General features: G+C 67.8%; 26 protein-coding genes. 16 read left to right on the forward strand and 10 right to left on the reverse strand.

Annotation, left to right across the window (positions count from 1 at the left end):
* Positions 1 to 6 precede the first annotated feature (6 nt).
* From M2282_RS21160 to M2282_RS21180, 5 genes are all read left to right on the forward strand, one after another.
* On the forward strand, positions 7 to 642 hold the full coding sequence (locus tag M2282_RS21160; protein ID WP_280810731.1) for a paraquat-inducible protein A: 636 nt from the start codon (positions 7 to 9) through the stop codon (positions 640 to 642).
* Positions 639 to 1,379 carry a paraquat-inducible protein A gene (locus M2282_RS21165; protein WP_280810732.1) on the forward strand — a complete coding sequence of 247 codons (741 nt, stop codon included), beginning with the start codon at positions 639 to 641 and terminating at the stop codon, positions 1,377 to 1,379. Before M2282_RS21160 ends, M2282_RS21165 begins: the two co-directional genes overlap by 4 nt.
* On the forward strand, positions 1,376 to 3,031 hold the full coding sequence (locus M2282_RS21170) for an intermembrane transport protein PqiB (RefSeq protein ID WP_280810733.1): 1,656 nt from the start codon (positions 1,376 to 1,378) through the stop codon (positions 3,029 to 3,031). The genes M2282_RS21165 and M2282_RS21170 overlap by 4 nt, the downstream gene beginning before the upstream one ends.
* Positions 3,028 to 3,666 (forward strand): PqiC family protein, encoded by a 639-nt coding sequence (locus M2282_RS21175; RefSeq protein ID WP_280810734.1) that lies wholly within the window; start codon positions 3,028 to 3,030, stop codon positions 3,664 to 3,666. The genes M2282_RS21170 and M2282_RS21175 overlap by 4 nt, the downstream gene beginning before the upstream one ends.
* Before the next feature lie 158 nt (positions 3,667 to 3,824).
* Positions 3,825 to 5,414: an MFS transporter gene (locus M2282_RS21180; RefSeq protein ID WP_280810735.1), complete on the forward strand. Its 1,590-nt coding sequence runs from the start codon at positions 3,825 to 3,827 to the stop codon at positions 5,412 to 5,414.
* 21 nt (positions 5,415 to 5,435) lie between these two features.
* Here the strand turns inward: M2282_RS21180 and M2282_RS21185 are convergent, their stop codons facing one another.
* Positions 5,436 to 5,948 (reverse strand): HD domain-containing protein, encoded by a 513-nt coding sequence (locus tag M2282_RS21185; protein ID WP_280810736.1) that lies wholly within the window; start codon positions 5,946 to 5,948, stop codon positions 5,436 to 5,438.
* 194 nt (positions 5,949 to 6,142) lie between these two features.
* On the opposite strand from M2282_RS21185, the gene M2282_RS21190 reads away from it, so the two are divergent.
* From M2282_RS21190 to M2282_RS21200, 3 genes are all read left to right on the forward strand, one after another.
* Entirely contained in the window at positions 6,143 to 7,186 is a 1,044-nt protein-coding gene (locus tag M2282_RS21190) for a LacI family DNA-binding transcriptional regulator (RefSeq protein WP_280810737.1), read from the forward strand.
* A complete protein-coding gene (locus tag M2282_RS21195; protein WP_280810738.1) occupies positions 7,183 to 8,175 on the forward strand; it encodes an NAD(P)-dependent oxidoreductase in 993 nt (330 codons plus the stop codon). Before M2282_RS21190 ends, M2282_RS21195 begins: the two co-directional genes overlap by 4 nt.
* A 147-nt stretch (positions 8,176 to 8,322) precedes the next feature.
* A complete protein-coding gene (locus M2282_RS21200) occupies positions 8,323 to 8,802 on the forward strand; it encodes a VOC family protein (protein ID WP_280810739.1) in 480 nt (159 codons plus the stop codon).
* Between the two features lie 22 nt (positions 8,803 to 8,824).
* Here M2282_RS21200 and M2282_RS21205 read toward each other — a convergent pair whose 3' ends face one another.
* From M2282_RS21205 to M2282_RS21240, 8 genes are all read right to left on the reverse strand, one after another.
* Positions 8,825 to 10,249 carry an MATE family efflux transporter gene (locus M2282_RS21205; RefSeq protein WP_280810740.1) on the reverse strand — a complete coding sequence of 475 codons (1,425 nt, stop codon included), beginning with the start codon at positions 10,247 to 10,249 and terminating at the stop codon, positions 8,825 to 8,827.
* Positions 10,246 to 10,821 carry a DUF2239 family protein gene (locus tag M2282_RS21210; RefSeq protein ID WP_280810741.1) on the reverse strand — a complete coding sequence of 192 codons (576 nt, stop codon included), beginning with the start codon at positions 10,819 to 10,821 and terminating at the stop codon, positions 10,246 to 10,248. The genes M2282_RS21205 and M2282_RS21210 overlap by 4 nt, the downstream gene beginning before the upstream one ends.
* A 51-nt stretch (positions 10,822 to 10,872) precedes the next feature.
* Complete coding sequence (locus M2282_RS21215) at positions 10,873 to 11,340, reverse strand: AsnC family transcriptional regulator (RefSeq protein ID WP_280810742.1); 468 nt, start codon at positions 11,338 to 11,340, stop codon at positions 10,873 to 10,875.
* On the reverse strand, positions 11,337 to 11,699 hold the full coding sequence (locus M2282_RS21220; RefSeq protein WP_280810743.1) for a GIY-YIG nuclease family protein: 363 nt from the start codon (positions 11,697 to 11,699) through the stop codon (positions 11,337 to 11,339). The genes M2282_RS21215 and M2282_RS21220 overlap by 4 nt, the downstream gene beginning before the upstream one ends.
* A 60-nt stretch (positions 11,700 to 11,759) precedes the next feature.
* Positions 11,760 to 12,275, reverse strand: a complete 516-nt coding sequence (locus tag M2282_RS21225; RefSeq protein WP_280810744.1) for a hypothetical protein — start codon at positions 12,273 to 12,275, stop codon at positions 11,760 to 11,762.
* Between the two features lie 72 nt (positions 12,276 to 12,347).
* Entirely contained in the window at positions 12,348 to 12,668 is a 321-nt protein-coding gene (locus M2282_RS21230; protein WP_280810745.1) for a hypothetical protein, read from the reverse strand.
* Between the two features lie 16 nt (positions 12,669 to 12,684).
* Positions 12,685 to 13,611, reverse strand: a complete 927-nt coding sequence (locus tag M2282_RS21235) for a hypothetical protein (protein ID WP_280810746.1) — start codon at positions 13,609 to 13,611, stop codon at positions 12,685 to 12,687.
* A 77-nt stretch (positions 13,612 to 13,688) separates the two neighbouring features.
* Complete coding sequence (locus M2282_RS21240; RefSeq protein ID WP_280810747.1) at positions 13,689 to 14,378, reverse strand: hypothetical protein; 690 nt, start codon at positions 14,376 to 14,378, stop codon at positions 13,689 to 13,691.
* Between the two features lie 389 nt (positions 14,379 to 14,767).
* On the opposite strand from M2282_RS21240, the gene M2282_RS21245 reads away from it, so the two are divergent.
* From M2282_RS21245 to M2282_RS21270, 6 genes are all read left to right on the forward strand, one after another.
* Positions 14,768 to 15,562, forward strand: a complete 795-nt coding sequence (locus M2282_RS21245) for a response regulator transcription factor (protein WP_280810748.1) — start codon at positions 14,768 to 14,770, stop codon at positions 15,560 to 15,562.
* Between the two features lie 15 nt (positions 15,563 to 15,577).
* The gene (locus tag M2282_RS21250; protein WP_280810749.1) at positions 15,578 to 16,564 is read left to right on the forward strand and encodes a sensor histidine kinase; all 987 of its coding nucleotides are present in this window, start codon (positions 15,578 to 15,580) and stop codon (positions 16,562 to 16,564) included.
* 79 nt (positions 16,565 to 16,643) lie between these two features.
* Positions 16,644 to 19,019, forward strand: coding sequence for a Tex family protein (locus M2282_RS21255; RefSeq protein WP_280810750.1), 2,376 nt, complete (start codon positions 16,644 to 16,646; stop codon positions 19,017 to 19,019).
* Positions 19,020 to 19,053: 34 nt separating this feature from the next.
* The gene (locus M2282_RS21260) at positions 19,054 to 20,139 is read left to right on the forward strand and encodes a patatin-like phospholipase family protein (protein WP_280810751.1); all 1,086 of its coding nucleotides are present in this window, start codon (positions 19,054 to 19,056) and stop codon (positions 20,137 to 20,139) included.
* Between the two features lie 107 nt (positions 20,140 to 20,246).
* Positions 20,247 to 21,227: a tripartite tricarboxylate transporter substrate binding protein gene (locus tag M2282_RS21265; RefSeq protein WP_280810752.1), complete on the forward strand. Its 981-nt coding sequence runs from the start codon at positions 20,247 to 20,249 to the stop codon at positions 21,225 to 21,227.
* A 69-nt stretch (positions 21,228 to 21,296) separates the two neighbouring features.
* A complete protein-coding gene (locus M2282_RS21270) occupies positions 21,297 to 22,688 on the forward strand; it encodes a lysozyme inhibitor LprI family protein (protein WP_280810753.1) in 1,392 nt (463 codons plus the stop codon).
* A 46-nt stretch (positions 22,689 to 22,734) separates the two neighbouring features.
* On the opposite strand, the gene M2282_RS21275 is transcribed toward M2282_RS21270, so the two are convergent.
* The gene (locus M2282_RS21275) at positions 22,735 to 23,871 is read right to left on the reverse strand and encodes an iron-containing alcohol dehydrogenase (protein WP_280810754.1); all 1,137 of its coding nucleotides are present in this window, start codon (positions 23,869 to 23,871) and stop codon (positions 22,735 to 22,737) included.
* Positions 23,872 to 24,006: 135 nt separating this feature from the next.
* Here M2282_RS21275 and M2282_RS21280 point away from each other — a divergent pair, with 135 nt between their 5' ends.
* Both M2282_RS21280 and M2282_RS21285 read left to right on the forward strand, forming a co-directional pair.
* Positions 24,007 to 24,954 (forward strand): alpha/beta hydrolase, encoded by a 948-nt coding sequence (locus tag M2282_RS21280; RefSeq protein WP_280810755.1) that lies wholly within the window; start codon positions 24,007 to 24,009, stop codon positions 24,952 to 24,954.
* On the forward strand, positions 24,951 to 25,829 hold the full coding sequence (locus M2282_RS21285; RefSeq protein WP_280810756.1) for a YbgC/FadM family acyl-CoA thioesterase: 879 nt from the start codon (positions 24,951 to 24,953) through the stop codon (positions 25,827 to 25,829). The genes M2282_RS21280 and M2282_RS21285 overlap by 4 nt, the downstream gene beginning before the upstream one ends.
* Positions 25,830 to 25,831 lie beyond the last annotated feature (2 nt).

Consider the following 25,831-nt stretch of genomic DNA (forward strand, 5'->3'; position numbering starts at 1 on the left):
GGCCCCATGAAGGAAGTACCTGACACCGTGGTCTGCCCGGGTTGCGACGCGGTCTACGCCCGCACACCCCTGCAGCCGCGCGACGTGGCCCGCTGCCCGCGCTGCGGCACCGAGCTGGACAGGCACACCGGCTCGCAGCAGCAGCGCATCCTGCCGCTGACGGTGACGAGCCTGATCATGTTCGCCATCGCCAACCTGTTTCCCATCGTCGAGATCGAGCTTCGCGGCCTGACCAGCCAGACCACGCTGGCCGGCGCGGTGGTGGTGCTGGGGGCGGAGGGCATGTCGTTGGTGGCGCTGCTGGTGCTGGCCACGACCATTCTTTTTCCGCTGCTGCAGCTGTGCATCCTGGCCTACCTGCTGATTCCGCTGCGCCGCGAGCACCGGCCGCTGGGCTTCGCGATCCTGGTGCGCATGATGCAGTCGCTGCGCCCGTGGGGAATGATCGAGGTGTTCCTGCTCGGCGTGCTGGTGGCCATCGTCAAGCTTTCCAGCATGGCGACCGTCGTGCCGGGGCCCGCGCTCTGGGCCTTCATGGCGCTCACGGTCACGCTGACGGCGGTGCTGTCGTTCAACCCGGGCGCGTTCTGGGAAATGACTTTCCGCGCCGCGGGCGACGAAGAGAAGGAGGCTTCCGCATGAAGCTCTTTCCTCGTTCCTTTCCCTTTCGCAGGCCGCGCGAAGCGCAGCCGCCCGCCGAAGAGGCTGCGCACGACCCCGACGCACCCGTCGCCACCGCCGCGTCGCTCGGCCTCCTGGCCTGCCCGCACTGCGCAGCCGTCTGGCAGGGCGCCGAGGAGGGCGACGCCTGCGGCCGCTGCGGCACCCACCTGCATACACGCAAGCCGCAGAGCCTCACGCGCACCTGGGCCTTCCTGATCGCGGCCTGCATCATGTACATCCCGGCCAACATGCTGCCGGTGATGATCACCCGCACGCTGTTCGGCGCGCAGTACGACACCATCCTGAGCGGGGTGATCTATTTCTGGGTGTCGGGTGCGTACGGGCTGGCCGCCATCGTCTTCATCGCGAGCTTCCTGGTGCCCCTCTTCAAGCTGGCGGTACTTTTCGTGCTTGTGGTGATGGCCCAGCGCGCCAGCACCTGGCGGCAGCACGAGCGGGCGAAGCTCTATCACATCATCGAGATCATCGGCCGCTGGTCGATGCTCGATGTGTTCGTGGTGTCGCTGCTGACCGGGCTGGTGCAGATCCAGGGCTTCGCGGTCATCACTGCGGGCGTGGGCATCGCGGCCTTCGGTTCGGTGGTGGTGCTGACCATGCTGGCCTCGCTGAGCTTCGATCCGAAGCTCACCTGGGACAGCAAGGAAGCGCAGGCGGTGCAAGAGAGTTTCGAGAACAGGGAAGAACAAGCAGCATGAGTGAAGAAGATCCGCAACCGCAAGACAAACCGGCGCCGTCCGCGCCACCATTGCCCAAACCCCAGGTCAAGCGCCGCCGCGAGTGGCTGCCCTCGCTGATCTGGCTGATTCCCATCGTGGCAGCGCTGGTCGGCGTGACGCTGGTGGCGCGCATCCTGCTGGAGCGCGGCCCCGAGATCGTGCTCACCTTCAAGACCGCCGAAGGCCTGGAGGCCGGCAAGACCGCCGTGAAATACAAGGACGTGCAGATCGGCCTCGTGCAGAGCCTGCGCCTGGCGCGCGACCGCTCGCATGTGCGCGTGCTGGTGCAGCTCAACAAGGACGCCGAGAGCTTCACCTCCGACGATTCGCGCTTCTGGGTGGTGCGGCCGCGCCTCGATACGTCCGGCATCTCGGGCCTGGGCACCTTGCTCTCGGGCGCCTACATCGGCGCCGACGCCGGTGTGTCGAAGGAAACCGCCGGCGAATTCAAGGGCCTGGAGGCGCCGCCCATCGTCACGCGCGACGACTCGGGGCAGCAGTTCTTGCTGCGCGCCACCGACATCGGTTCGCTCGACGTGGGCTCGCCGGTGTACTTCCGCCGCATCAAGGTCGGCCAGCTCGCCGCCTACGAACTCGACGGCGACGGCCGCGGCGTCACACTGCGCGTGTTCGTCAACGCGCCCTACGACAAGTTCGTGGGCGTCAACACGCGCTTCTGGCAAGCCAGCGGCATCGATGCGCAACTGAGCGCCAGCGGCTTCACGCTGCGCACGCAGTCGCTCGCGACCATCCTCCTGGGCGGCATCGCCTTCCAGGCACCCGACGACGCCATGGGCCCGCTGGCCAAGGAGAACACCGCCTTCCTGCTCGCACAGGACGAAGCCACGGCCATGAAGGAGCCCGACGGCCCCTCGCAGACGCTGCTGATGTACTTCAACCAGTCGCTGCGCGGCTTGGTGCCCGGCGCGGCGGTCGATTTCCGCGGCGTGGTGATCGGCGAGGTCAAGTCGATCGGCGTGGAGTTCGACCGCGCCGAGCGCGAGTTCCGCATGCCGGTGCTGGTGCAGATCTACCCCGACCGCCTGCGCCGCCGCGAGACCGGGCAGCCGCAGGGCACCGAGTCGCGCGCCACGCAGCAGGAGCGCCTGCGCTTCCTGGCCGAGAAGGGGCTGCGCGCCCAGTTGCGCAACGGCAACCTGCTGACCGGCTCGGTCTACGTCGCGCTCGATTTCTTCCCGAAGGCGCCGCCCGCGAAGATCGACCTCACGAAGAGCCCGATCGAGCTGCCCACCATGGCCAACAGCCTGGACGAGATCCAGTCGCAGGTGCAGGAAATCGCGAGCAAGCTCAACAAGGTGCCCTACGAGCAGATCGCGGCCGACCTGCGCACCACGCTCGCCACGCTCAACAAGACGCTCACCAGCGCCGAGCAGACTGTCACGCGCATCAACAACGACGTGACGCCCGAGCTGGCCGCGGCCATGAAGGACGTGCGCAAGACCGTGAACACGGCCGAGCGCACGCTGGCCGACGATTCGCCGCTGCAACAGGACATGCGCCAGACGCTGCGGGAGCTGACCCGCGCCGCGGGCTCGGTGCGCGTGCTGACCGACTACCTGGAACGCCATCCCGAGTCGCTGCTGCGCGGCAAACCGGACGACAAGAAATGATGAAGAAACCTGCATTCGGAAAACCCGCGCTGATCGTCGGCGCTGCCTTGATGGCGCTGGCCGGTTGCGCGAGCAAGCCCGACAGCTACTACACACTCGCCAGCCCGGTCGCGGCCGCCGATGCGGCGCCGTCGACATTGGGCAGCCCTGCGCCGCTCTACATCGAACTCGCACCGGTGGCGGTGCCCGAGCGCTTCGCGCGGCCCCAGATGGTGGTGCGGCAGCCCGGCGGCAGCGTGCAGGTCGAGGTGCTGGAGCAGCACCGCTGGGCCTCGTCGTTCGAGAACGAGCTGCGCGATGCGCTGTCCAGCAACATCTCGAGCCGGCTCGGCGCGCTGGACGTGACCAAGGGCGGACGGCAGAGCTCGCAGCCGGTCTGGCGCGTCGCCGTGCAGCTGCGGCAGTTCGATGCGGTCGATGGCGGCCGGGTCGACGCAAGCTTCAGCTGGACGCTGCGCCGCTCCGACGAGGCGCGCACGGTGGTGTGCCAGCTCGACGTCGGCGAAGCGGTCGGCGGCGGCATGGACGCGGTGGCGCAGGGCGCGCAGCGGGTGACGGCGGCGGCGGCCGCGGCCATTGCGCGCAGTCTGGGCGCGGCGCGGGCGAACCCGGCTTCCACGGCATGTGCGCTCTGATTCTTTGTCTTTCTCCCTCCCCTCCCGGGGGAGGGCGGGGGTGGGGGCGCGCGGCCCTTGATCAGACGCTGCGAATCTGCAAGTGCCGCTTGCCCCCATCCCAACCTTCCCCCGGGAGGGGAAGGAGCAAGACCGAAACCCGATAGATCGGAGACCCCATGGCACAGATCGGCAAGGCGCCCTGCGACGACACGCTGATCCTGCATGGCGCCCGGGCCGGGGAGAGTGCCTGCCCCGAGGCCTCGAAGCCCTGGGTGCTGGCCGCGGCCATCGTGGGCTCGAGCATGGCCTTCATCGACGGCACGGTGGTCAACGTCGCGCTGCCGGCGATCCAGGCCGACCTGCACGCCACGGCTTTCCAGGCGCAATGGGTAGTCGAGTCCTATGCCTTGCTGCTGGCGGCGCTGCTGCTGGTGGGCGGCGCGCTCGGCGACCACTTCGGCCGGCGCCGCATCTTCGCCATTGGCGTCGCCATCTTCGCGGTCTCTTCGGTGGCCTGCGGGCTGGCCGCCAATGTGCAGCAACTCATCGCCGCACGCGCGGTGCAGGGCATCGGCGGGGCCTTGCTGGTGCCCGGCAGCCTGGCGCTGATCAGCGCGGCGTTTCCCGAGAAGGAGCGCGGCAAGGCCATCGGCACCTGGTCGGGCTTCAGCGGCATCACGGCGGCCGTGGGGCCGGTGCTCGGCGGCTTCCTGGTCGATCACTTCTCGTGGACCTGGGCCTTTCTCATCAACGTGCCGATGGCGCTGCTGGTGCTGTGGATCACGTGGCGGCACGTGCCCGAAAGCCGCGGTGCTTCGGCCGGCGGCGGGCTGGACTTCTGGGGCGCGTTGCTCGCCACGGCCGGGCTCGGCGGCGTGGTCTACGCCTTCATCGAGGCGCCCACGCAAGGATGGAATTCGCCCGCCGTGCTGGCGGCCCTGGCCATCGGCATCGTGGGGAGCGCGGGTTTCATCGCGGCGGAGCGCAAGGCGCGCACGCCGATGCTGCCCCTGGGCCTGCTGCGCATCGGCAATTTCAGCGGCGCGAACCTGCTGACCCTGCTGCTCTACGCGGCGCTGGGCGGCGGGCTGTATTTCTTTCCGCTCAACCTGATCCAGGTGCAGGGCTACTCGGCCACGGTGGCGGGCGCGGCGCTGCTGCCGTTCATCTTCATCATGTTCGCGCTCTCGGGCTGGGCCGGGCAACTGGTCGATCGCTTCGGCCCGCGCCTGCCGCTGGTCATCGGGCCGGCCATCGCGGCGGTGGGGTTCGCGCTGCTCGCGGTGCCGGGCGCAGGCGCGAGCTACTGGACCGGCTTCCTGCCCGCGGTCGTGGTGCTGGGCTTCGGCATGACGGTGACGGTGGCGCCGCTCACCACCACCGTCATGAACGCGGTCGGGCCGGACCTCGCGGGGGTCGCGTCGGGCGTCAACAACGCGGTGTCGCGTGCGGCCGCGGTGCTGGCAATCGCGGTGTTCGGCGCGGTCATGGCCTGGGCCTTCGATGCCGCGCTGGCCGATGGTCTGCGCAGCATGGGCGCATCGGCGGAGGTGTCGGCGTTTCTCGAGGGCGAGCGCAGCAAGCTCGCTGGCGCGGCGATGCCGCCGGGCGTCGATGCGGCCACGGCCGCTTCCGTCAAGCGCGTGGTGGCCGAATCGTTCGTGGCGGGCTTCCGCTGGGTGATGCTGCTGAGTGCAGGGCTGGCCGCGCTGAGTGCGTTGAGCGCCTGGCTGATGATCTCGTCGGATCGGGCACCGCGAGCATGAGTCGATGACACGCGCCCCGAATTACGGCGCCGGCCAGTCCGACAAAAGCAGATCGAGCTCCGCCCACAGCGGATCGCATTGCCCCGCCCGGAAGGCAGCCGCCCTGAAGGTCGGGTGCTCCCCGCGATAGGTGTCCCAAAGCTGCCGATGCCCATCGGCCACGCAGGCCCGCACATTGGCAAGCCGGTCCGCCGCCTTGACCACGAGCGCGAGTTCTTCATCGCCCGTCACCAGGGCCATCGCCGCATAGGTCCTGGCCTTGCGCTCCTTGCGGTTGGCGCCCGGCGCATCGGTCAACAGCGACACGCAACGGGCCACGAGGTCGCCGAAGCGCGCCTGCACGTCCGGCACCGTGGCATCGGTGTCTTCCACCACGTCGTGCAGGTAGCCGACGACCCGCGCCTTTTCTCCATAGGGCTGGAGCAGGGCGACCACCGCGTCCAGGTGATGCACGTAGGGATGCGGGCCGTACTTCTGGTCGCCGTGCATTGCGATGGCGTAGTTGCGTGCGGCTTCGGGTGTCGATAAGGTCATTGGGCATCCGTCCGTTGGGTTTTCCATTCTGCCTTTGCGGGCATCCTGCACCCGGGCGAAAGACCGGGTCCGGCCGATGTCGAAGCGCCCGGCCATTTTGTTCGTTTACCCTCGCGGTCCCGGAGCTCGTGCCGGCGTTCCCCGCCCGGATGCCGATGCGCAGGGGTTGTGACGATGAAAACAGGAAGGATTCCGTGAGCAGAATCACCGATGTGGCCCGGAAGGCCGGGGTGTCGACCAGCACCGTGTCGAACGTGCTGAACGGACGCAGCGAACGCATGGCCGCCGAGACGCTGGCCCGCGTCGAAGCTGCGATCCGGGACCTCAAGTACCGGCCCAACACCTCCGCGCGGCAGCTCAAGACGGGCCACACGCCCTTGCTGGGCCTACTGGTGCCGTCGATGGCCAATCCGATGTACGGCTTCATCGCGCGCGAGGTCGAGGCGGCGGCACAGGGGCGCTACGGGTTTCGCATCATGATCGGCAACACCTACCGCGATGCGGAGAAGGAACGGCACTTCTTCGAAGACCTGATGGCGCACGGCGTTCGCGGCGTGATCATCATCTCGTCGATGGTCGATGAGCAGCACGTGGAAGCCGCCGCCCGGCGTGGGCTGGTGGCGGTGAGCTACGACCGGCGCGCCACGCCGGGGGTGCCCTCCGTCATCGACCATGTGACGGTCGACAACTTCGAGTCTGTGCGCATCGCCACCTCGCATCTGGTCGAACAGGGCCACCGGCGGCTGGCTTTCGTCACGCCCTCCGGCCGCACGATGAGCCGGAACGAGAAGATCAGGGGTTTTCTGGCCGCAGCGAAGAGCGCGGGCCTGGAAGGCAGCGCGCAGGTCATCGAGAGCCTGCCGCTGGACGAGTACGGCGATTCGATGATGAGCGAGCTGGGCCGCATGCAGGCCCGCCTGCTCGCGAAAGCGACCGATCGTCCCACGGGCGTGATCGGCGTGAACGACCTGCTGGCCTTCGGACTGATGGCGGGGTTTCGCGACGCGGGGCTTTCGGTGCCGGAGGACGTGTCGGTCGTCGGGATCGACAACGTGTTTCTCTCCACGCTCATGCACCCCGCGTTGACCTCGGTGCGCGTGCCGGTGCCCGAGATGGCGCAGGTGATGGTCGAGCGGGTGATGAGCCGGCTGGCAGATCCGTCGTTGCCGACGCAGGAGTCTGTCTTTGCGCCCACGCTGGTGGCGCGCGATTCGGTGGTGCCGCCGCGCGCTTCATGACCACGGTTTTCGTCAGCCATCCGCAGAGCAGGCTCGCCCACTATTTCGGCGATCGCGCCACGGCCGCGCTGCGGGCCATTGCGCAGGTGCGCTTCAACCCGACGGACAACGAACTCTCTTCTGTTGAACTGGCCGCGCTGGCGCAGGGCTGCGATGCGATCGTGTCCTACCGGCAGACGGCGGGCGACGAAGCGCTATTCGCCGGCCTGCCCGATCTGAAGGCGTTCGTGCGTTGCGCCATCGACATCCGCAACATCGACGTGGCCGCGGCCAGCCGGCACGGCGTGCTGGTGACGCAGGCGAGCGCGGGGTTCGTCGCGGCGGTGTCGGAGTGGATCGTGGGCGCGATGATCGACCTGGCGCGGCACATCAGCGTATCGACGGCGCTGTACCAGGCGGGCCGACCGGCAGTGCCGGCGATGGGCCGCGAGCTGCGCGGCAGCACGCTGGGGGTGATCGGCTACGGGCAGATCGGCCGCTATCTGTGCGACGTGGCGCTGGCGCTGGGGATGCGCATCGTGGTGCACGACCCGTATGCCTCGACCGGGCGCGCGGAGTTGGCGCAGGTCGGCCTCGATGCGCTGCTGGCGCAGTCGGACTTCGTCGCCTGCCTGGCACCGGCCCATGAAGCGAACGAGAACCTGATGAACGCCGCCGCCTTTGCCGCGATGCAGCCGCATGCCTTCTTCATCAATGCCTCGCGCGGCAACCTCGTGGACGAGGACGCGCTCCTCGCCGCGCTAGACGCCGGCACCATCGCCGGCTGTGCGCTCGATGTGGGCCGCGCGTCCGACCAGATGCCGTCGCCGCACGTGGCCGCGCATCCGCGCGTGATCGCCACGCCGCACATCGGCGGTCTCACGCCGCCGGCCGTGGAGCACCAGGCGATGGAGACGGTCGCGCAGCTGGGCGAGATCTTCCGGGGGCGGGTGCCCAAGGGCGCAGTCAATGCGCCGGATGCTTTCCGCTGGCAGAAGGCTTTCGGCTGATCTTCCAGTCGACGCGCTTCATGGCGACGAGGGTAGCCGGCGCCGATCCCCCCGGGCGGCAGGCGGAATGCCTACCCCTCCGAGAACTCGGCTTGACACGGTTTATTCAGGATTGATACTGAACTCCCCGGTTCAAGGAAACGCTTCATGCAAAGAATTACCCCGTGCCTCTGGTTCGACGGCGACGGAGAAGAGGTGCTGAGCTTCTACACCGGCATCTTCCCGAACTCCCGCGTGCTCGACCGGCTGCACTGGCCGGCCAACGGCCCGGGCCCGAAGGACGGCAGCCTGCTGACGGCGACCTTCCAACTCGACGGGCAGGAATTCATGGTGCTCAACGGCGGCCCCGACTACAAGTTCACGCCGGCCATCTCGATGTCGGTGAGCTGCGAGACGCAGGCCGAGGTCGATTACTACTGGGACAAGCTGCTCGAAGGCGGCGGCCAGCCGTCGAAATGCGGCTGGCTCACCGACCGCTTCGGCGTCTCCTGGCAGGTCGCGCCCACGGCCATGGTCCGCATGTTCCAGGACAAGGACCCCGAGAAGGCCGGCCGTGCGATGCGCGCCATGATGGAGATGACCAAGCTCGACCTGGCCACCGTGCAGAAGGCCTACGAGGGCCGCTGACCCTCGCCTGGTTCGGCGCCGTTCACACCAGCTTGTGGATGGACTTCCTACGCCACACCAGCTGGTAGTACGCAGTCTGCAGCAGCAGCATCGCGCCGAAGGTCACGGGGTAGGCGATCCAGATCCCGTCGAGCCCGATGCGGTGGCTCATGACCCAGGCCACCGGCACTTCCACACCCAGGATGCAGACGATGGAGATCAGCGTGGGCACCAGGACCGAGCCGCTGGCGCGCATGATCCCCGAGATGGCCGCGGCCATGCCGAAGATCACCAGGCTCCACAGCATGATGTGCAGCAGCGTCTGCGCGATCTCGATCACCGGTGCGCTGGTGATGAAGAAGCCCATGAGCGGCCGCGAGAACAGGTAGCCCAGCAGCACGAGGCCGCCAGTCAGCAGGAGGTTCATCATCAGCGCCGTTTTCGCGATGGCGCCGAGCCGGTCGGCGCGGCCCGCGCCGATGGCCTGCGCGCCGAGGATCGACGCGGTGATGGCAATGGAGATCGCCGGGAACTGCACATACGCGACCACCTGGTTCACCGCTCCGTAGGCCGCCGTGGCGTTGGAGCCGTAGCTGTTGACCATCGACAGCAGCACCACCTCGGCCAGCGCCACCACGATCATCTGCACGCCCGTGGGCACGCCGATGCGCAGCACCGCCTTCAGGAGCTGCGGCTGGATGCGCAGGTAGCGGAAGAACTCGGCATCGGGCGCCAGCGGGCTCTTGCGCTGGCGCAGGCGAAAGCCCAGCCAGGTGGTCGCCACCGCGAACGACAGCACCGAGGCCCATGCGCCGCTCGCCACGCCCAGCTGCGGCAAGCCGCCCCAGCCGCGGATGAGCGCGGGCGTGACCACCAGGCCGATCAACGTGGAGATCACCAGCGTGAGCAGCGGCGTGACGGTGTCGCCCACGCCGCGCAGCATGGCGGTGGCCAGCAGGAACACGAACACGCCGGGCATCGCGATCAGCATGATGCGGGCGTAGCGCGTGGAGTCGGCCAGCACGTCGGGCGGCGTGCCCAGCGCGGCCAGCATCGGCGTGGTGAAGGCGCCGCCGAACACCGCGATCACCAGGCCCATCAGCACGCCGACGGTGAGCGTGGTGCCGGCCACGGCCTTGGCCTTGGCGGCATCGCGGGCGCCCCAGGCCTGGCCGATCAGCACCGAGGCGCCGGCGCCCAGGCCGATGATGAAGGCAATGAAGAAGAACATCACCGGAAAGAAGCTGGACACCGCCGCCAATGCGCCCACGCCGAGCATCTGCCCCACGTAGACGTTGTTGAGCGTGCCCGAGAGCGACTGCAGGATGTTGCTCAGCAGCATCGGCGCGAGGAAGAAGAGAAAGACCTTCCACAGCGGACGCGCCGCGCCCACGGGTGCCACGGGCACGCCCTTCATGCCGCTCGGGCCGCCCTGGCTGGTCGTGGGGCTCTCTGGGGTTGCTCTCATGCGGGGGTGCTCCAGCCGGCGGCTGACAGTTTTTGAAGATGGGTGCGCAGGTCCGCGGGCCAGGCGTCGATGAGGCCCTCGAAGCGGTTGCGCTCGCCGGCGAACAGCGCGCGCGTGGCTTCCTCGAAGCCGGGCAGGGCGCCGGCGATCGCGGTCATGAAGCGGTAGGTGGCTTCGCGCGAAGCACGCACGGCGTCGCGGTCGGCGTTCACGCGGCTGGCTTCCTGCACCAGCCGCCTGAGCGCAACCGATGCGCCGCCGGGCTGGCGGTTGAGCCAGTCCCAATGGCGCGGCAGCAGGGTGACTTCGCGCGCGACCACGCCCAGCTTGGGCCGGCCCACGCCGCGCGGCGCGTCGTCATGGGCCTCGGTGGCGGCCACGTGCGGCACGACGCCGGCCCGGTTGTGCACATCGAAGTCCAGCGACTCGCCGGTCTGCTCGTCGAACACGAGATAGGGCGTGTCGTCCTTGCGCTCGCGCAGTTGGGCGAGCACGTCGGCCGTGCTGCCTTGGGCAATGCGCTTGAAGCCGGCGAAAACAATGAGGTTGATGGGTGACGTATCGGATGCCATGTCGAATCGTTTGTTCTTTCTTCCGGTCCCGTTCGAAACGAGGTGGGTAATCTACCCGTTGAGCGGCTCGGACGTTCGGTGAGTGTGCGGCGTGCGGGCCAGGCAAAACGCAAGGAGCGCGGCGTGGAGGGGCGGCAGGCTTTCCGGCGCCAGCGATTCCACCGCATCGGCGCAGATCGCCTCGACCGTCGTGACCGCAGCTTGCATCAGTTTCCGGCCGCCGGGGCGGATGGTTGCGTGACGGCGCCTGTCTTCGTCCGCGCCGGCCGTGCGTTCGGCCAGTCCCGTTTTCTCGAGCAGGACCATTTTGCGAAGCAGCGCCGACATCGGCAATCCCAGGCCGTGCGAAAGCCCAGCCATCGCCATGCGGCCGCCTTCGGCATGCAGCAGCAGATGGAGCAGCCTGAAGTCTTCGTAGTCCAGCCCATGGAAGGCGCCCAGGTCTTCCTGGAGCTTCAGGTTCAGGCTGGCATGGGCGCGGCTGATGGCGAGGCAGAAATCCAAAGCATCGGCGGTCATGGCGTGTTGTAGCCCTTGTCGCCGTTGCACTGGAGTTCTTCGCGCCAGAGTTCGAGCAGCTTCCCGAGCTCGGCGGCGCGGTCGAAGGCCGGGTCGTCGCGTTCCTTGACGCGGTCGATCACCTCGAAGCTGAAGTGCCCGGCGCCGTGGGCGATCCAGTCGTGCAACAGCGCCTTGTTGCGGTGCGAGCGCAGGCCGAGTTCGAAGCGGGCCCGGTTCATCGCGCCCTCGACGTCCAGACTGCCGGCCACGTAGACGCGGCCGTCGAGCGTGTTGCGGATGACGAAGACGCCGGCGGGGCGCACCGTTTCCTTGTATTTCCTGACGAGGTCGCGCCGCGTCTCTTGAGGCATGTTCATGCCGCTCATATTACCCGGGTGAAATTGAAAACACAATATAACCCGGGTAAAAAGAATGGATCAGCCTTCCCGCAAACGCTTCCAACCACGGTGGATGCCACGGTTGAACACCCGCACCACCCGCCACGGCCGGCTCTGGCGAACGAGGTTCAACACCTGGTCCTTCCAGGCTTTCCAGCGCGGATACCAGCGGGCGAACAAGGGAATGCGCATCAGCGGGCCTTCGACCAGCTGGAAGATCCGCGCCACGATGGCCGTGCCCGCCAGCTTGGCGAGCAGCAGCACGGCCACGCCTGTCGCGGCATGGCCGTGGGCGAAGAGAAAGAGCGCCAGCATCTTCACCGGCAACAGCAGCAGCACCGGCACGAAGAAAGCCAGCAGGGCCCCCCAGGGCGGCAGGCTGCGCAGGCGTTCTTCCAGGCGTGCCCAGAAGGGAAGACGAGACAGCCGCCCCACCAGGGCCGCCAGCGGCTCCCACCCCCACTCCTCGAAGAGCAGGAAGGGAACGACGAGCGCCGTGGCCACTGCGCGGAGCAGGGAGCGCACGGCGCGCGGAATGCGCATGCGGGATGTCATGCGCAAAGGGTACGGCATCGCGCGGCCGGGTGGTCCGGCCGCGCTGCCGCCTGCAGCGCAGGCAGCGCCGTGCTACTTCCGGGCGGGCCGGAAGAACAGGTACTCGCCGCGACCCAGTTCGGGCGTGACCTCGTAGCCCGAGCACACGTCGCTGCCGCACTGGATCACGACGACGCGCGGCCAGATGGTCGCCGACGTCGGATAGCCGGGCAGGTACTGCGGCACGTGCCAGACACCCAGGTCGCCGACAGGCTCGGCGTTGTCGGTGCCGCTGGCGTTCTGCAGGCCGCTGCCGAAGGTCACCCGCTCGATGCGCAGGTTGGGAACGACAGGGCCGGCGGAGGCGGTGGCCACGCAACAAGCCGCGATCCAGAGGAATACGGTCTTGGTCATCATGGGCTCCACGCGGTCATTGCGAAATGGCCGCAGCCTGCGGTGCCGACGCGATCTCGCCGAGGGGCTCGCTGTCGGGGACGCTGGCAAGCTCGACCGGCATCGCCACCGCGGCCTGGTACTGCTCTTCCTGCGCCTGCTGCGCGGGCTGCACCGCGGCGACCGGTTGCGGCGCGGGTGCCGCCTGGACGACGGGCGCCTGCGGCAACGGCAGCGGTGCCGGCGCGGGTGCTGCCACGGGTACGGCAGCAGGCGGGGGCAGCGATGCCATCGGCGGTGCAAGTGCCACTGCGGGCTGCGGCTGCGCCTGCTCCACCGCTACCGCCTGCACCGGCGGCGCCATCGCGGCAACCGGTTGTCCGATCACCTGCGCGGCGGCGTTCGCCGGCGACGCATACGGCCCGAATGCACTCACGCGCTCCGCGGCGGTCATGGATTGCGGGCACTTCGTGCCGGTCATCTCCAGCGCTGCCATCGCCGCCGAATCCATGCAGTCCATGGCGAGCGAGGCTGCCTTCATGCCCTTGTTCCAGAGCTCGCGGCTCATCTTCAGGCGCTTGCAATGCTCGTCCGTCCAGGTGGTCCCGAAACTGATGCCGACGCCCGGACCGTTCGCACTGGCGCTCGTGCTGCCCATGCAGGTGTCGTTGCTGGTCGTCAGGTTGGGTCCGTTGACCGACGGCACGTTCTTGATCGTGTAGCTGCCCCGGTAGTCCACGGTGTTGGTCGTGGCGCCGGTGTTGTTGATGTTCTGGTTGCTGTTCAGCGTCGAGCGGGTGGTGGTGTCCGCCGGCGTGTTGCTGTTGAAGTTCACGGCCTGGGTGTTGCCCTGCGCCGATGTGGTGGCCGAGCTCGATGACTGGTTGTTGGCGCCGCCCGCCGTCTGCGCAAAAGCGCCGCCCGCGGACAAACCCATCAAGGTCAGGACAATCAGTTTTTTCATGTTCTCACTCCTTTGAAAGCGGAGGAGGGGGCGTGCCCCTCCTCATTTGCGGGTCCGGCAACCGTTGCATGCCCCGTTCAGGGAGCCGATGCGACTGCGCCAGCGCCAGCCGTGCCGCCGGTGCCGCCGCCGTTGCTGATGCCGCCCGCATTGCCGATCGCGAAGTTGGTCACGCCGAAGGAGCCGCCGGCCGAGCCTGCCGTTGCCGATGTGGTCGTGCCGTTGACGAAGCCGTTGATCGCGCCCGACGAGGCGTTGTAGCCCGACGTCGTGCCCGAGGTGCGCGTCACCACGGCCAGACCGCCGCCAGGACCTGCTGCCGTTGCTGCGGTGTTGTTGGTGCTGGAATTCGCGGTGCCGCCTGCAGCGCCGCTGACTGCGTTCGGGCCGCCTGCAGCGTAGTTGGCGCTGGAGCTCGCACCTGCGTTGGCCGATGCGTTGGCACCGCCGAGCGCAACGCCGTTGCCGGTCGTCGCAGCGACGCTGGTCACGCGGCCCTGGGTCGTTGCCGAGCCGCTGGCCGTTGCACCACCGACACGCAGGCCCGGAACGCTGATTGCGCCGCCTGCCGCTGCGGCGTTGGCCGAGGAACTGGAAGTCGCTGCGTTGTAGCTCAGTGCGCTGCCGGTGCCGGAGCTCGCTGCCACCGACCCGGCCGCGCTGGAAGAACCCGTGTTCGTGCTGGTGACGGCAAGGGCGGTGGTGCTTGTCGCCGAGGCCACGCCTGCAAGCAGGACCACGGCTGCCGTGATGAGAGTCTTCTTCATGATGATGCTTCCTCGATAGTGTTGAAACGATCCGATTGCCGGCGGAATCCGGCCATCAGCCAACGGTCAGCGAGCGCGGATTGGATGTTTCCGTTGCGACCGGGATGCAGTTTCAGCGTCGAGGAAGAATCCAAAAATGCCCTGTGATGGGTAATGTGAGGCTATGGCGAAAGCTAGGGGGTAGCGCCTCTCCGGCACCCTGCCGAAAGCCTTGTTTCCGCATGACGGCGCTTGCTACATCTACTTCTTTAGTACACATTAGCCTGGGATTGCAACAAGACGAAACCAAAGTAATCAAAAAATCGACCAAAGAAAATTTGAGTAGAAATGAATTAACTTTTGCTAACGAACTCGCGGTAGTTTGTAGTTTGTGTCACTAGGGGATAGGAATGGAAAATGAACTTGACGTTTCGTTGACCGACATGGGTGGCAGCGCCAGAGGTTTTTCGAACCCTGGCCAGTTCGGCGGGCTGCTCGCGCCCTCTGCCGACACACTTCCCTGGCCTGATTACCTGACGGGGCAACAGACCAAGCCGGTGCGCGTCGTGCTGGTGGACGACGACCCCTTCGTGAGACGCGTCATCGCCCAGGAGTTGCTGGGCGACCTGCGCATCCAGCTCGAAGGGCAGGCAGGCAGCCTGCGCGAAGGGCGGCGCCTCTTGATGCAGCATGAATTCGATGTGCTCATGGTCGACATCCGACTCGGTGACGGCAGCGGTTTCGAGCTGATCGAGGAAGCCAAGAAACACCGCAGCGCCGCCGAGATCATCGTCATCTCGGCGATCGAGGACGAACCCCAGGTGCTGCACGCCTTCGAGCTCGGCGCCTCGGGCTTCCTGGTGAAGAACGCATGGTTCCAGAGCTATGCGCAGGCGGTGCTGCAGGTGGTCAACGGAGGCGCCGCCATCACCCCGCGGCTGGCCCGCCGCCTGCTCGTGCACCTGGACCACCAGCGCACCAACCAGAGCCCGGTGCGCCCGCCCGAGACCAAGGCGGCGCTCTCCGCACGGGAGCGTGAAGTGTTGCGACTTGTAGCCACGGGATATGTGACCGAAGAAATCGCATTGCAGCTCACCATCAGCGCGCAGACCGTGAATGCCCATGTGAAGAACATCTACCGCAAGCTGCATGCGCACACCCGCGCGCAGGCGGTGAGCTTCGCCTCGCACCGGGGGCTGCTCTGACACCGCTTCAACGGTGTGCAACGCGCCGGTCCGTTCATGCTGTCCTCGGTGCTCGCGTTCCCGCACTACCTGGAAGACCAGTTCGTGTGGCTCTCCGTCGCCGCATGGGCCGCGCTGCTCGCCTGGCTGTGGCCCCGCGCCTCGCGACGCCGGATGGTGCTGTGGACCGCGCTGGCCTGCGCGCTGCATTTCACGCCGCTGGCCGCGCAGGTGCTGCGCGCCACCACGGTGCTGACTGTGGAGGGCGGTGACATCCCGGTGGCCTTCTGGGCGCTGCAGGGCGTCAACGTGGCGGTGTTCGGCATGATCGTCGGCATCTGGTATCTCTCGCGCCGCCGCGCCGCGCGCTACCGGCAGGTGCAGGCGGTGCTGGCCGAGCGGCGCCGCATTGCCAGCGACCTGCACGACGGCGTCGGCTCCCGGCTGATGGCGCTCCTGGCCAGCCAGGACCCGCGATCGGCCGAGCCGAGCGAGTTGTCGATGGCGCTGCAGGCCTGCCTGCTGGAACTGCAGATGACCGTGGACTCGCTCGACGACGAGCCCTCGGCCACCATCGCCGAGCGGCTGGCCCATCTGCGCTACCGGCTGCGGCCAGCCTTCGACCAGCTGGGCATCGACCTCGTGTGGAACGTGCACGAGGTGCCGCTCTCGCATGCCATCTCCGCCGAAACCGCGATGCAGGTCTGCCGTATCGCGCAGGAAGCCTTGTCCAACGCGCTGCGCCATTCCCATGCGAGCTGCGTCGAGGTCCGCTTCGGCCCGCTGGGGCGATCGCACGGGCTCATCCTCGAAGTGCAGGACGACGGCCACGGCCTCGATGCCTCGGCCCGCATGCCGCTCGAGCAGATGGGCAAGGGGCTTCGCAGCATGCGTGCGCGCGCCGATGCGCTGCACGGCGAACTGGCCCTCATGGACGCGGTGCCGCACGGGCTGTGCATCCGCCTCGTGCTGTCCGACCAGGCGCTGGCCGCCTCCGCGCCCGAAACCGAGAGCAGCCTGTAACACGCCTGCGGCACTGGCCGCCGGCACCCGCCCGCGCCTATGGCAAACTCCCGCGCTTTGCCAGGGATGCGCTCAAGACATGCAGAAAATCATTCGCCAGCTCGCCACTGAGATCAAGGTCGGCGAGCACCAGGTGAAGTCCGCCGTCGAACTGCTCGACGAAGGCGCCACGGTTCCGTTCATCGCCCGTTACCGCAAGGAAGTGACCGGCGGCCTCGACGACATCCAGCTGCGCGAACTCGAAGCCCGTCTTTCCTACCTGCGCGAACTCGAAGACCGCCGCGTGGCGGTGCTCAAGGCCATCGATGAGCAGGGCAAGCTCACCCCCCAGCTCCGCGCCGCGATCGAATTCGCGCCCACCAAGCAGGAGCTGGAAGACCTGTACCTGCCGTTCAAGCAGAAGCGCCGCACCAAGGGCCAGATCGCCCGCGAATTCGGCATCGAGCCGCTCGCCGACAAGCTGCTGGCCGACCCGACGCTGGACCCGGCCGTCGAAGCGAAGGCCTTCCTGCAGCCCGCCACCACGCTGGACGACGGCAAGCCGGGCCCCGATTTCTCCACCGTGCCGCTCGTGCTCGACGGTGTGCGCGACATCCTTTCGGAGCGCTGGGCCGAAGACGCCGTGCTGGTGCAGCGCCTGCGCGAATGGCTCTGGGCCGAGGGCTTGCTCAAGTCCAGCCTCATGGCCGGCAAGGACGAGAACAACGCCGACATCGCCAAGTTCCGCGACTACTTCGAGTACGACGAGCCCATCGGCCGCGTGCCCTCGCACCGCGCGCTGGCCGTGTTCCGCGGCCGCGCGCTCGACATCCTCGATGCCAAGCTGGTGCTGCCGGTGGAGCCCGAGCCGGGCAAGCCCAGCATCGCCGAAGGCAAGATCGCGCTGCACCTGGGCTGGAGCCATGCCGGCCGCCCCGCCGACGACCTTCTGCGCAAGTGCGTGGCCTGGACCTGGCGCGTGAAGCTCGCGCTCTCCACCGAGCGCGACCTCTTCACGCGCCTCCGCGAAGAGGCCGAGAAGGTCGCGATCAAGGTGTTCGCCGACAACCTGCGCGACCTGCTGCTGGCCGCGCCCGCCGGCCCGCGCGTCGTGATGGGCCTGGACCCCGGCATCCGCACCGGCGTGAAGGTGGCCGTGGTCGATTCGACCGGCAAGCTGGTCGAGACCGCCACGGTGTTCCCGCACGAACCGCGCAAGGACTGGGAAGGCTCGCTCCATACGCTGGGCAAGCTGTGCGCCAAGCACGGCGTGAACCTCATCGCCATCGGCAACGGCACCGCCAGCCGCGAGACCGACAAGCTGGCCGCCGACCTCATCAAGCTGCTGGCCAAGATGGCCGCGCAGGCCGGCGCACCCGAGATGACGGTCGACAAGGTCGTGGTCAGCGAAGCCGGCGCCTCCGTGTATTCCGCCAGCGAATTCGCCTCGCAGGAAATGCCCGACGTGGACGTGAGCCTGCGCGGCGCCGCCTCCATCGCGCGCCGCCTGCAGGACCCGCTGGCCGAACTCGTGAAGATCGATCCCAAGAGCATCGGCGTGGGCCAGTACCAGCACGACGTGAACCAGAGCGAACTCGCGCGCACCCTGCAGGCCGTGGTCGAAGACTGCGTGAACTCGGTGGGCGTGGACCTCAACACCGCGAGCGTGCCGCTCCTGAGCCGCGTGTCCGGCCTCTCGGGCAGCGTGGCCAAGGCCGTGGTGCGCTGGCGTGAATCGAACGGCGCGTTCTCCACCCGCAAGCAGTTGCTCGACGTCACCGGCTTCGGCCCCAAGGCCTTCGAGCAGAGCGCGGGTTTCCTGCGCATCCGCGGCGGCGCCGACCCGCTGGACATCACTGGCGTGCACCCCGAAACCTATCCGCTGGTCGAGCAGATCATCGTGAAGACCGGCAAGCCGATCGCCGAGCTGATGGGCCGCGCCGAAATGCTCAAGACCCTGAAGCCCGAACTCTTCGCCAATGAGAAGTTCGGCGTCATCACGGTCAAGGACATCCTGGGCGAACTCGAGAAGCCCGGCCGCGACCCGCGTCCCGACTTCAAGGTGGCGCGCTTCAACGATGGCGTGGACGACATCAAGGACCTGGTCGAAGGAATGATCCTCGAAGGCACCGTGAGCAACGTCGCCCAGTTCGGCGCCTTCGTCGACCTGGGCGTGCACCAGGACGGCCTGGTGCACGTGAGCCAGCTGAGCCACAAGTTCGTGAACGATGCGCGCGAGGTCGTGAAGACCGGCGACATCGTCAAGGTCAAGGTGATGGAAGTGGACGTGGCGCGCAAGCGCATCGGCCTGTCGATGAAGCTGGATGCGGCGCCCGCGCGCCGCGACGGGCCGCGCGACAACCGCTTTGAAGGCGCCGGGCGCGGCAATCAGCAGCAGCCGCGCCGCGACAACGCGCCGCAGCCCGCGGGGCAGATGGCCAGCGCGTTCGCCAAACTGCAGGGGTTGCGCAAGTAAACCGCGCTGCACGTTTCTTGCTGACCCACCCGGCATGAAAGCCCTGCGCATCTACGCCGGCCCCGCGGCCCGCAAGCACATCCAGCAGAACGGCCTGCGTCCTGAGGACGTGCGCACCATCCCCGGCGCGGCGGGCGGTCCCAAGGGCCTGATCCTCGGGCCGCTCGATCGCTTCATCTTCGGCCGCTGGCTCACGCAGTCGAGCCAGCCGGTGCATCTGGTGGGCGCATCGATCGGCGCCTGGCGGCTCGCGACGGCCTGCCTGCACGACCCCGGGGCCGCCTTCCAGCGCTTCGAGCACGACTACGTGCGCCAGCAGTTCGAGGTGCCGCCGGGGCAGAAGCGGCTGACTCCGCGCCAGCTCAGCGAGCGCTTTGCCCAGAGCCTGGTCGACTTCTACGGCGGGCGCATCGGCGAGGTGCTGAACCATTCGCGCTACCGCCTGCATGTGGTGACTTCGCGCGGGCGCCACATCCTCGGGCGCGAGGGCAGGGCGCGCACGCCCGTCGGCTACCTCGGTGCTTTCGCGTCCAACAGCGTCTACCGCAAGAGCCTGGGCGCGTGGCTGGAACGCTGCGTGTTCTCCACGCCCGGCGCGGCGCTGCCTTTCGGCACGCAGGACTTGCGCACCCGCCAGCACGCGCTGAGCGAAGCCAACTTCAACCTGGTGCTGCAGGCCTCGTGCTCGATCCCGTTCCTGCTCGCCGCGGTGCACGACATCCCGGGCGCGCCGCGCGGTGCGTACTGGGACGGCGGCATCACCGATTACCACCTGCACCTGGACTACCGGACTGCCCACGACGAGGCCGACGAAGGCATCGTGCTGTACCCGCACTTCCAGCGCGCGGTGGTGCCGGGCTGGCTCGACAAGGGGCTGCGCTGGCGCCACAGGTCCACGGGTTTCCTGGACCGCATGGTGGTGCTCGCACCCGATCCGGAATGGGTGAAGTCGCTGCCCAACGGCAAGCTGCCTGATCGCAAGGACTTCATCCATTTCCAGAACGACCCGCAGGCCCGCGTCACGGCCTGGGGCAAGGCCACGCGCGAGGCGCAGCGGTTGTCGGACGAGTTCGAAGGCTGGCTCGTGAACGGGCGCACGCCCGACGTCCTGCCTCTCTGAGCGGGCGAGGGCGTTTGCCGCCGGGGCAAACCCTGACGGGCGTTGCAGGTGGTGCTTCGAGAATGGACCGATCCATTCAGAAGCAACAAAGAAAGAGACAAGCCCTCATGCCGCCTTCCACGCTGACACGCCGCCGATTCACGCTCGCCGCCGCCGCGAGCAGCCTCGCCGTTCCGTCCTTCGCGCAGACCGCGTGGCCGAGCAAGCCGATCCGCATCGTCGTGCCCTACACGCCGGGCGGCTTCACCGACCAGATGGCGCGGCTCGTGCAGATCGGCCTGCAGACGCGGCTGGGCCAGCCCGTGCTCATCGACAACAAGCCCGGCGCCAACAGCCTGATCGGCGTCGACGCCATCGCCAAGGCGCCACCCGACGGCAGCACCTTCGGCGTCGTCATCGCTGCGTATGCGGCCAACACGACGCTGTACCCCAAGCTGCCCTACGACCCGCAAAAGGACCTGGCGGGCGTTTCGCTGATGGGCGTCTCGCCCTTGCTGGCCGCGGTGAACATCGATGCGCCATTCAAGACCGCACGCCAGCTCATCGACTACGCGCGCGCCAACCCCGGCAAGGTGAGCTTCGGCTCCTCGGGCAACGGCTCGGCCGCGCACCTGACGACGGAGCTGTGGAAGTCGCTCACGCAGACCTACATGATCCACATCCCGTACCGCGGTGCCGTGCCCGCGCTGACGGACCTGATGGGCGGTCAGATTCAGCTGTTCTTCGATGCGCCCACCGGACTCATCAACCAGGCCAAGGCCGGCAAGGTGCGGTTGATCGGGGTTGCGGGCGACAAGCGCCTGCCGGCCACGCCCGATGTGCCGACCTTCATCGAGCAGGGCTTCGCGGGTTTCACCGGCAGCACCTGGGCCGGCATGCTCGCACCGGCCGGCACGCCGCGCGACATCGTCAGGCGCATGTCGGAAGAGGTGGCGCGGATCATCCGAAGCGACGAGACGCGCGCCAAGCTCGATGCGATGGGCACGATTCCGGCGGGCAGCACGCCGGAGGAATTCGATGCGTTCATCACGGCGGAGACGGCCAAGTGGGGGAAGGTCATCCGCACGGCGGGGGTGAAGGCGGAATAGCGGCGCCCCTGAAGTGCGGGCAAAACACCCTACATTGCCCGGATGAAAAACTCCGCCTTCGAACACAACATGCGGCCCTGCCTGTACTTCGTTGCCGCCGCGGCCCTGGGTGCCTGCGCCGCACCGGCCTTCGCGGCCGGTCTCGATTGCAGCCGTGCTGCCACCCGTACCGAGAAAGCGATCTGCGCCGACGAGAACCTGCGCAAGCTCGACGTCCAGCTGTCCACCGTCTACGGCCGGCTGGCCTCCGCTCAGCCCGCGCAACGCGGTGCACTGCGGCGCGCACAGATGGACTGGCTCAAGACCCGCGACCGCTGCGGCGCCGACACAGGCTGCATCGCAACACGGCATGAAGAACGGCTGACAGCGCTTCAAACACAGCTGCGCTACGTCAATGCCTACAAGCCCGACGACGTGGACCGCGAGGCGCTCGAAGAGCTGCACCAGGCCGTGGAAGCGATGCGCAAGACCGATGCGGAGTTTCCGCTCGAGAAAGTCATCGACGCGTTGAGCATCAAGACGGGAACGACCTCGTTCTCCAACACGCGCGATGACAACCGATCGGGCGAGGATGCGCATTTCCCCACCATCCAGCCCAAGGGCGTGACAGCCGACGAATGGCGCGCGCTAAGCGCGTCGGGGATCGAAGGCGGCGGCGAAAACGGCGTCGGATCCTATACCTTGATGGACATCGACGGCGACGGTCAACGCGACCTGGTGATCGACTCCTACGTGGGTGGCACCGGGCTCTTCAACGAAATCAGCGTGCTTCGCCGCAAGGGCGCGAAGTTCGGGGGCGTCGGTGCGCCGGCCCCGGCGGGCCAGGCCGATGACAGCGGCGCGTCGACCCTCTACATGACCAACGGCCGCGGCAGCAACCAGCAAGGCGAATGGATTCGCCTGCGCGGGCGCGTCTATGCGGCTTACCGGAATAGTCAGTACGGCGTGGACAACGTCTATCTGCTGAGGCCGCTGACGATCGTCGGCGACGTCCCGATACTGACGGTGCGCTACCGCTATCGGCTCTCGATCCCCAAGGTCCAGAAAAACGAGGAGAAGCGGACTTCGACCACGCTGGACAACGCCTTGCATGCGGCGCTGACGCATGCACTCGGTCTGATCGACACCCGCGCGGCGCGCGATGCAGGCTCCGTGGACAAGCCGCTGTGTCCGGTCCCCGAAGGCACCAGCGACGACGACCGCAGCAACTACACCAGCTACGGCCCCGGCCACTACAGCTACGAGATCGTGGGAGACGTTCCCGTCCGCGTCGGGCAGCAGTGCTACATCGGACGGCTGGTGGACTGGTTCGGCGGCTATTCGGCAAAAAACAAACTGTTCGCGTCGTTCTCGATGCGCAAGCCCGCCGATTCCGCCAGTGAGCAGACCTACACCGTTCAGGGCGTGCGATCCGTTGTTGGAACTGCCGCATCGATTTCGAAATTCGACATCGGCAATTGATCGAAGCCGTCGCACATCAGGCGCAGAGCCTGCGACGGCCCTGGCCCTACATCGACGCTTCGAGCATCGCCTTGTAATCGTCGCGCGAAGCCAGCCGCGGATTGGTCTTGTGGCAGTGGTCGGCCATCGCGCCGTCGATGATCTTCTCGAACAGCGCCGGCGTGACGCCCACTTCAGCCAGGCCCTTGGGCAGGCCGAGGCGCGCATTCATGTCGCGGATCGCATCGCCCAGATCGCCGGCCGAATCGAGGTGCATGGCCTGCGCCATGCGCTGCAGGCGCTGTTCCTTCTGTACCGACTCGGCACCCGCGTTGAAGTGGATCACCGCGGGCAGGAAGAGGGCGTTGAGCGTGCCGTGGTGCAGGCGCGGATCGACGCCGCCGAGGCTGTGGCTGAGCGAATGCACGCAGCCCAGGCCCTTCTGGAAGGCCATCGCGCCTTGCATCGATGCGCTCATGAGATTGAGGCGTGCCTCGCGGTCGCTGCCGTCCTTGGTGGCGCGCTCGATGTGCAGCCAGGCGCGCTCCAGGCCGTCCAGGCCGATGCCGTCGGCCGGCGGATTGAATGCGGCCGACATGAAGGTTTCCATGCAGTGCGCAATGGCATCCATGCCGGTGGCGGCCGTCAGTTTGGGCGGCAGGCCCAGCGTGAGCTCGGGGTCGCAGATCGCGGCCTTGGGCATCAGGAACCAGCTGTGGAAGCCGAGCTTGCGGTGGTCGTCGACGATGACGATCGCGCCGCGCGCCACTTCGCTGCCGGTGCCGCTGGTGGTGGGCACCGCGATGAGCGGCACCGCGCGGTCGGTGATCTTCGGCGAGCCGCCTTCGATGGTGGCGTAGGTCTTGAGCGGGCCTTCGTGCGTGGCGGCGATGGCCACGCCCTTGGCGCAGTCGATGGCCGAGCCGCCGCCCACGGCGATGAGGCCGTCGCAGCGGCCGCTGCGGTAGAGCTCGACGGCCGCGCGCACGGCGGCTTCCGTGGGGTTGGAAGGCGTCTGGTCGAACACCGAGACCTCCAGGTCTGCGATGGCATCGAGCGCCTTCTGCAGCACGCCGGCCGCGCGCACGCCCGCGTCGGTCACGATCAGCGGACGGTGGATGCCGATGCGCGCGCACTCGCTGGACAGCAGCTTGATCGCGCCGAATTCGAACTGGATCTGGGTGAGGTATTGGATGAGGGCCATGGGACGTGGGTGGGGTGCCTGAATGCGTGGGGCAGTACGATTGCCGACCACCCGAATCTAACAACAGGGGGCAGTCTTGCAAATGAACAAAACCCTTGTCGCTGTCGCACTCGGCACATGACTACCCACCCTTCGATGAGCCTCCCCCCACACCCGCTGACTGCGAAGATGGCCAGCGTGGTCGAGCGCATGGCGCGCGCCGGCCATCCGACGCTCGACCAGCTTTCGCCCGCCGAAGCCAAGGCCTCTTACGAAAAAGGTGCCGGCGTGCTCGAAGTGCCCAAGCCCGAGCTGGCGCGCATCGAGGACTTCAGCATTCCCGCGCGCGACGGCTACGCGATTCCCGCACGGCTCTATGCGCCCTCGACGGCGGTGCTGCCGGCGCTGATGTACTTTCACGGCGGCGGCTTTACGGTGGGCAACATCCGCACGCACGACACGCTGTGCCGCGTGCTGAGCCACAAGAGCGGCTGCGCGGTGGTGTCGGTGGACTACCGGCTGGCGCCCGCGTTCAAGTTTCCGACCGCATCGAACGATGCATGGGACGCCTTCGCGTTCCTCGCGCATGAGGGCGGACGCATCGGCATCGACATCACGCGCCTCGCGGTGGGCGGCGACAGCGCCGGCGGCACGCTGGCTGCCGTGTGCGCCATCCTCGCGCGCGATGCGGGCCTGCCGCTCGCGCTGCAGATGCTGATCTATCCCGGCATGACGGCGCACCAGGACACGGCCTCGCACCGGCGCTTCGAGCACGGCCCGCTGCTGACGAAGGCGATGATCGATTTCTTCTTCGCACAGTACGTCCGCACGCCGGCCGACCGCGACGACTGGCGCTTTGCGCCGCTGCTGGCCGACGACGTCGACGGCGTGGCGCCCGCGTGGATCGGCCTGGCCGAATGCGACCCGGTGGTGGACGAAGGCATCGCCTACGCCGACAAGCTGCGCGCCGCGGGCGTGCAGGTCGACCTGGAGATCTACCGCGGCGTGATCCACGAATTCATCAAGATGGGCCGGGCATTGCCCGAAGCGCTGCAGGCGCAGAACGACGCGGCCCGGGCACTCAAGGAAGCATTGACACCATGACAGAGACGGCAGCAAACCGGCGCGAAGACTTCCGCTTTTTCCACCGCCTGCGCGTGCGCTGGGCCGAGGTGGACATGCAGAAGATCGTCTTCAACGCGCACTACCTGATGTACTTCGACACCGCCATCGCCGACTACTGGCGTGCGATGGCGCTGCCGTACGAAGAGGCGATGCATGCGCTGGGCGGCGACCTATACGTGCGCAAGGCGACGATCGACTTTCGCGCCTCGGCGCGCATGGACGACGTGATCGACGTGGGCATGAAGTGCGCGCGCATCGGCAATTCGTCGATCGTGTTCGAGGGCGCGCTGTTCCGGCAGGACCAGTACCTGGTCGGCTGCGAGCTGGTCTATGTGTTCGCGGACCCGGCCACGCAGACCTCGAAGCCGGTGCCCGCGGCGTTGCGCGAAGTGCTCATGGGCTTCGAGGCCGGCGAGCCGATGCGCACCGTGGAGACGGGTGGCTGGGATGCGCTCGGCGAAGGCGCCAGCGCCCTGCGGCGCGCGGTGTTCATCGAGGAGCAGAACATTCCCAAGGAGCTGGAGTGGGATGAACACGACGCCGTGGTGCTGCACGCCGTGGCCCGCAATCGCATCGGGCAGGTCATTGCGACCGGCCGGCTGCTGCATGCGGAAGATGGTGTCTCCCACATCGGCCGCATGGCGGTGCATCGCACGCTGCGCAGCGGCGGGCATGGCGCGGCCGTGATGCAGGCGCTGGAAGAAGCGGCCCGGGCGCGCGGGGACCGCGAAGTCGCGCTCAATGCGCAGCGCAGCGCCGAGCGGTTCTATGCGCGGCTCGGCTATGCGGTGCACGGCGAGCCGTTCGAAGAGGCCGGCATCCCGCACGTCGAGATGCGCCGGTCGCTGCGCTGAAC

This window comes from Variovorax boronicumulans, assembly GCF_029892485.1.
GTDB classification, from domain to species: domain Bacteria; phylum Pseudomonadota; class Gammaproteobacteria; order Burkholderiales; family Burkholderiaceae_C; genus Variovorax; species Variovorax boronicumulans_B.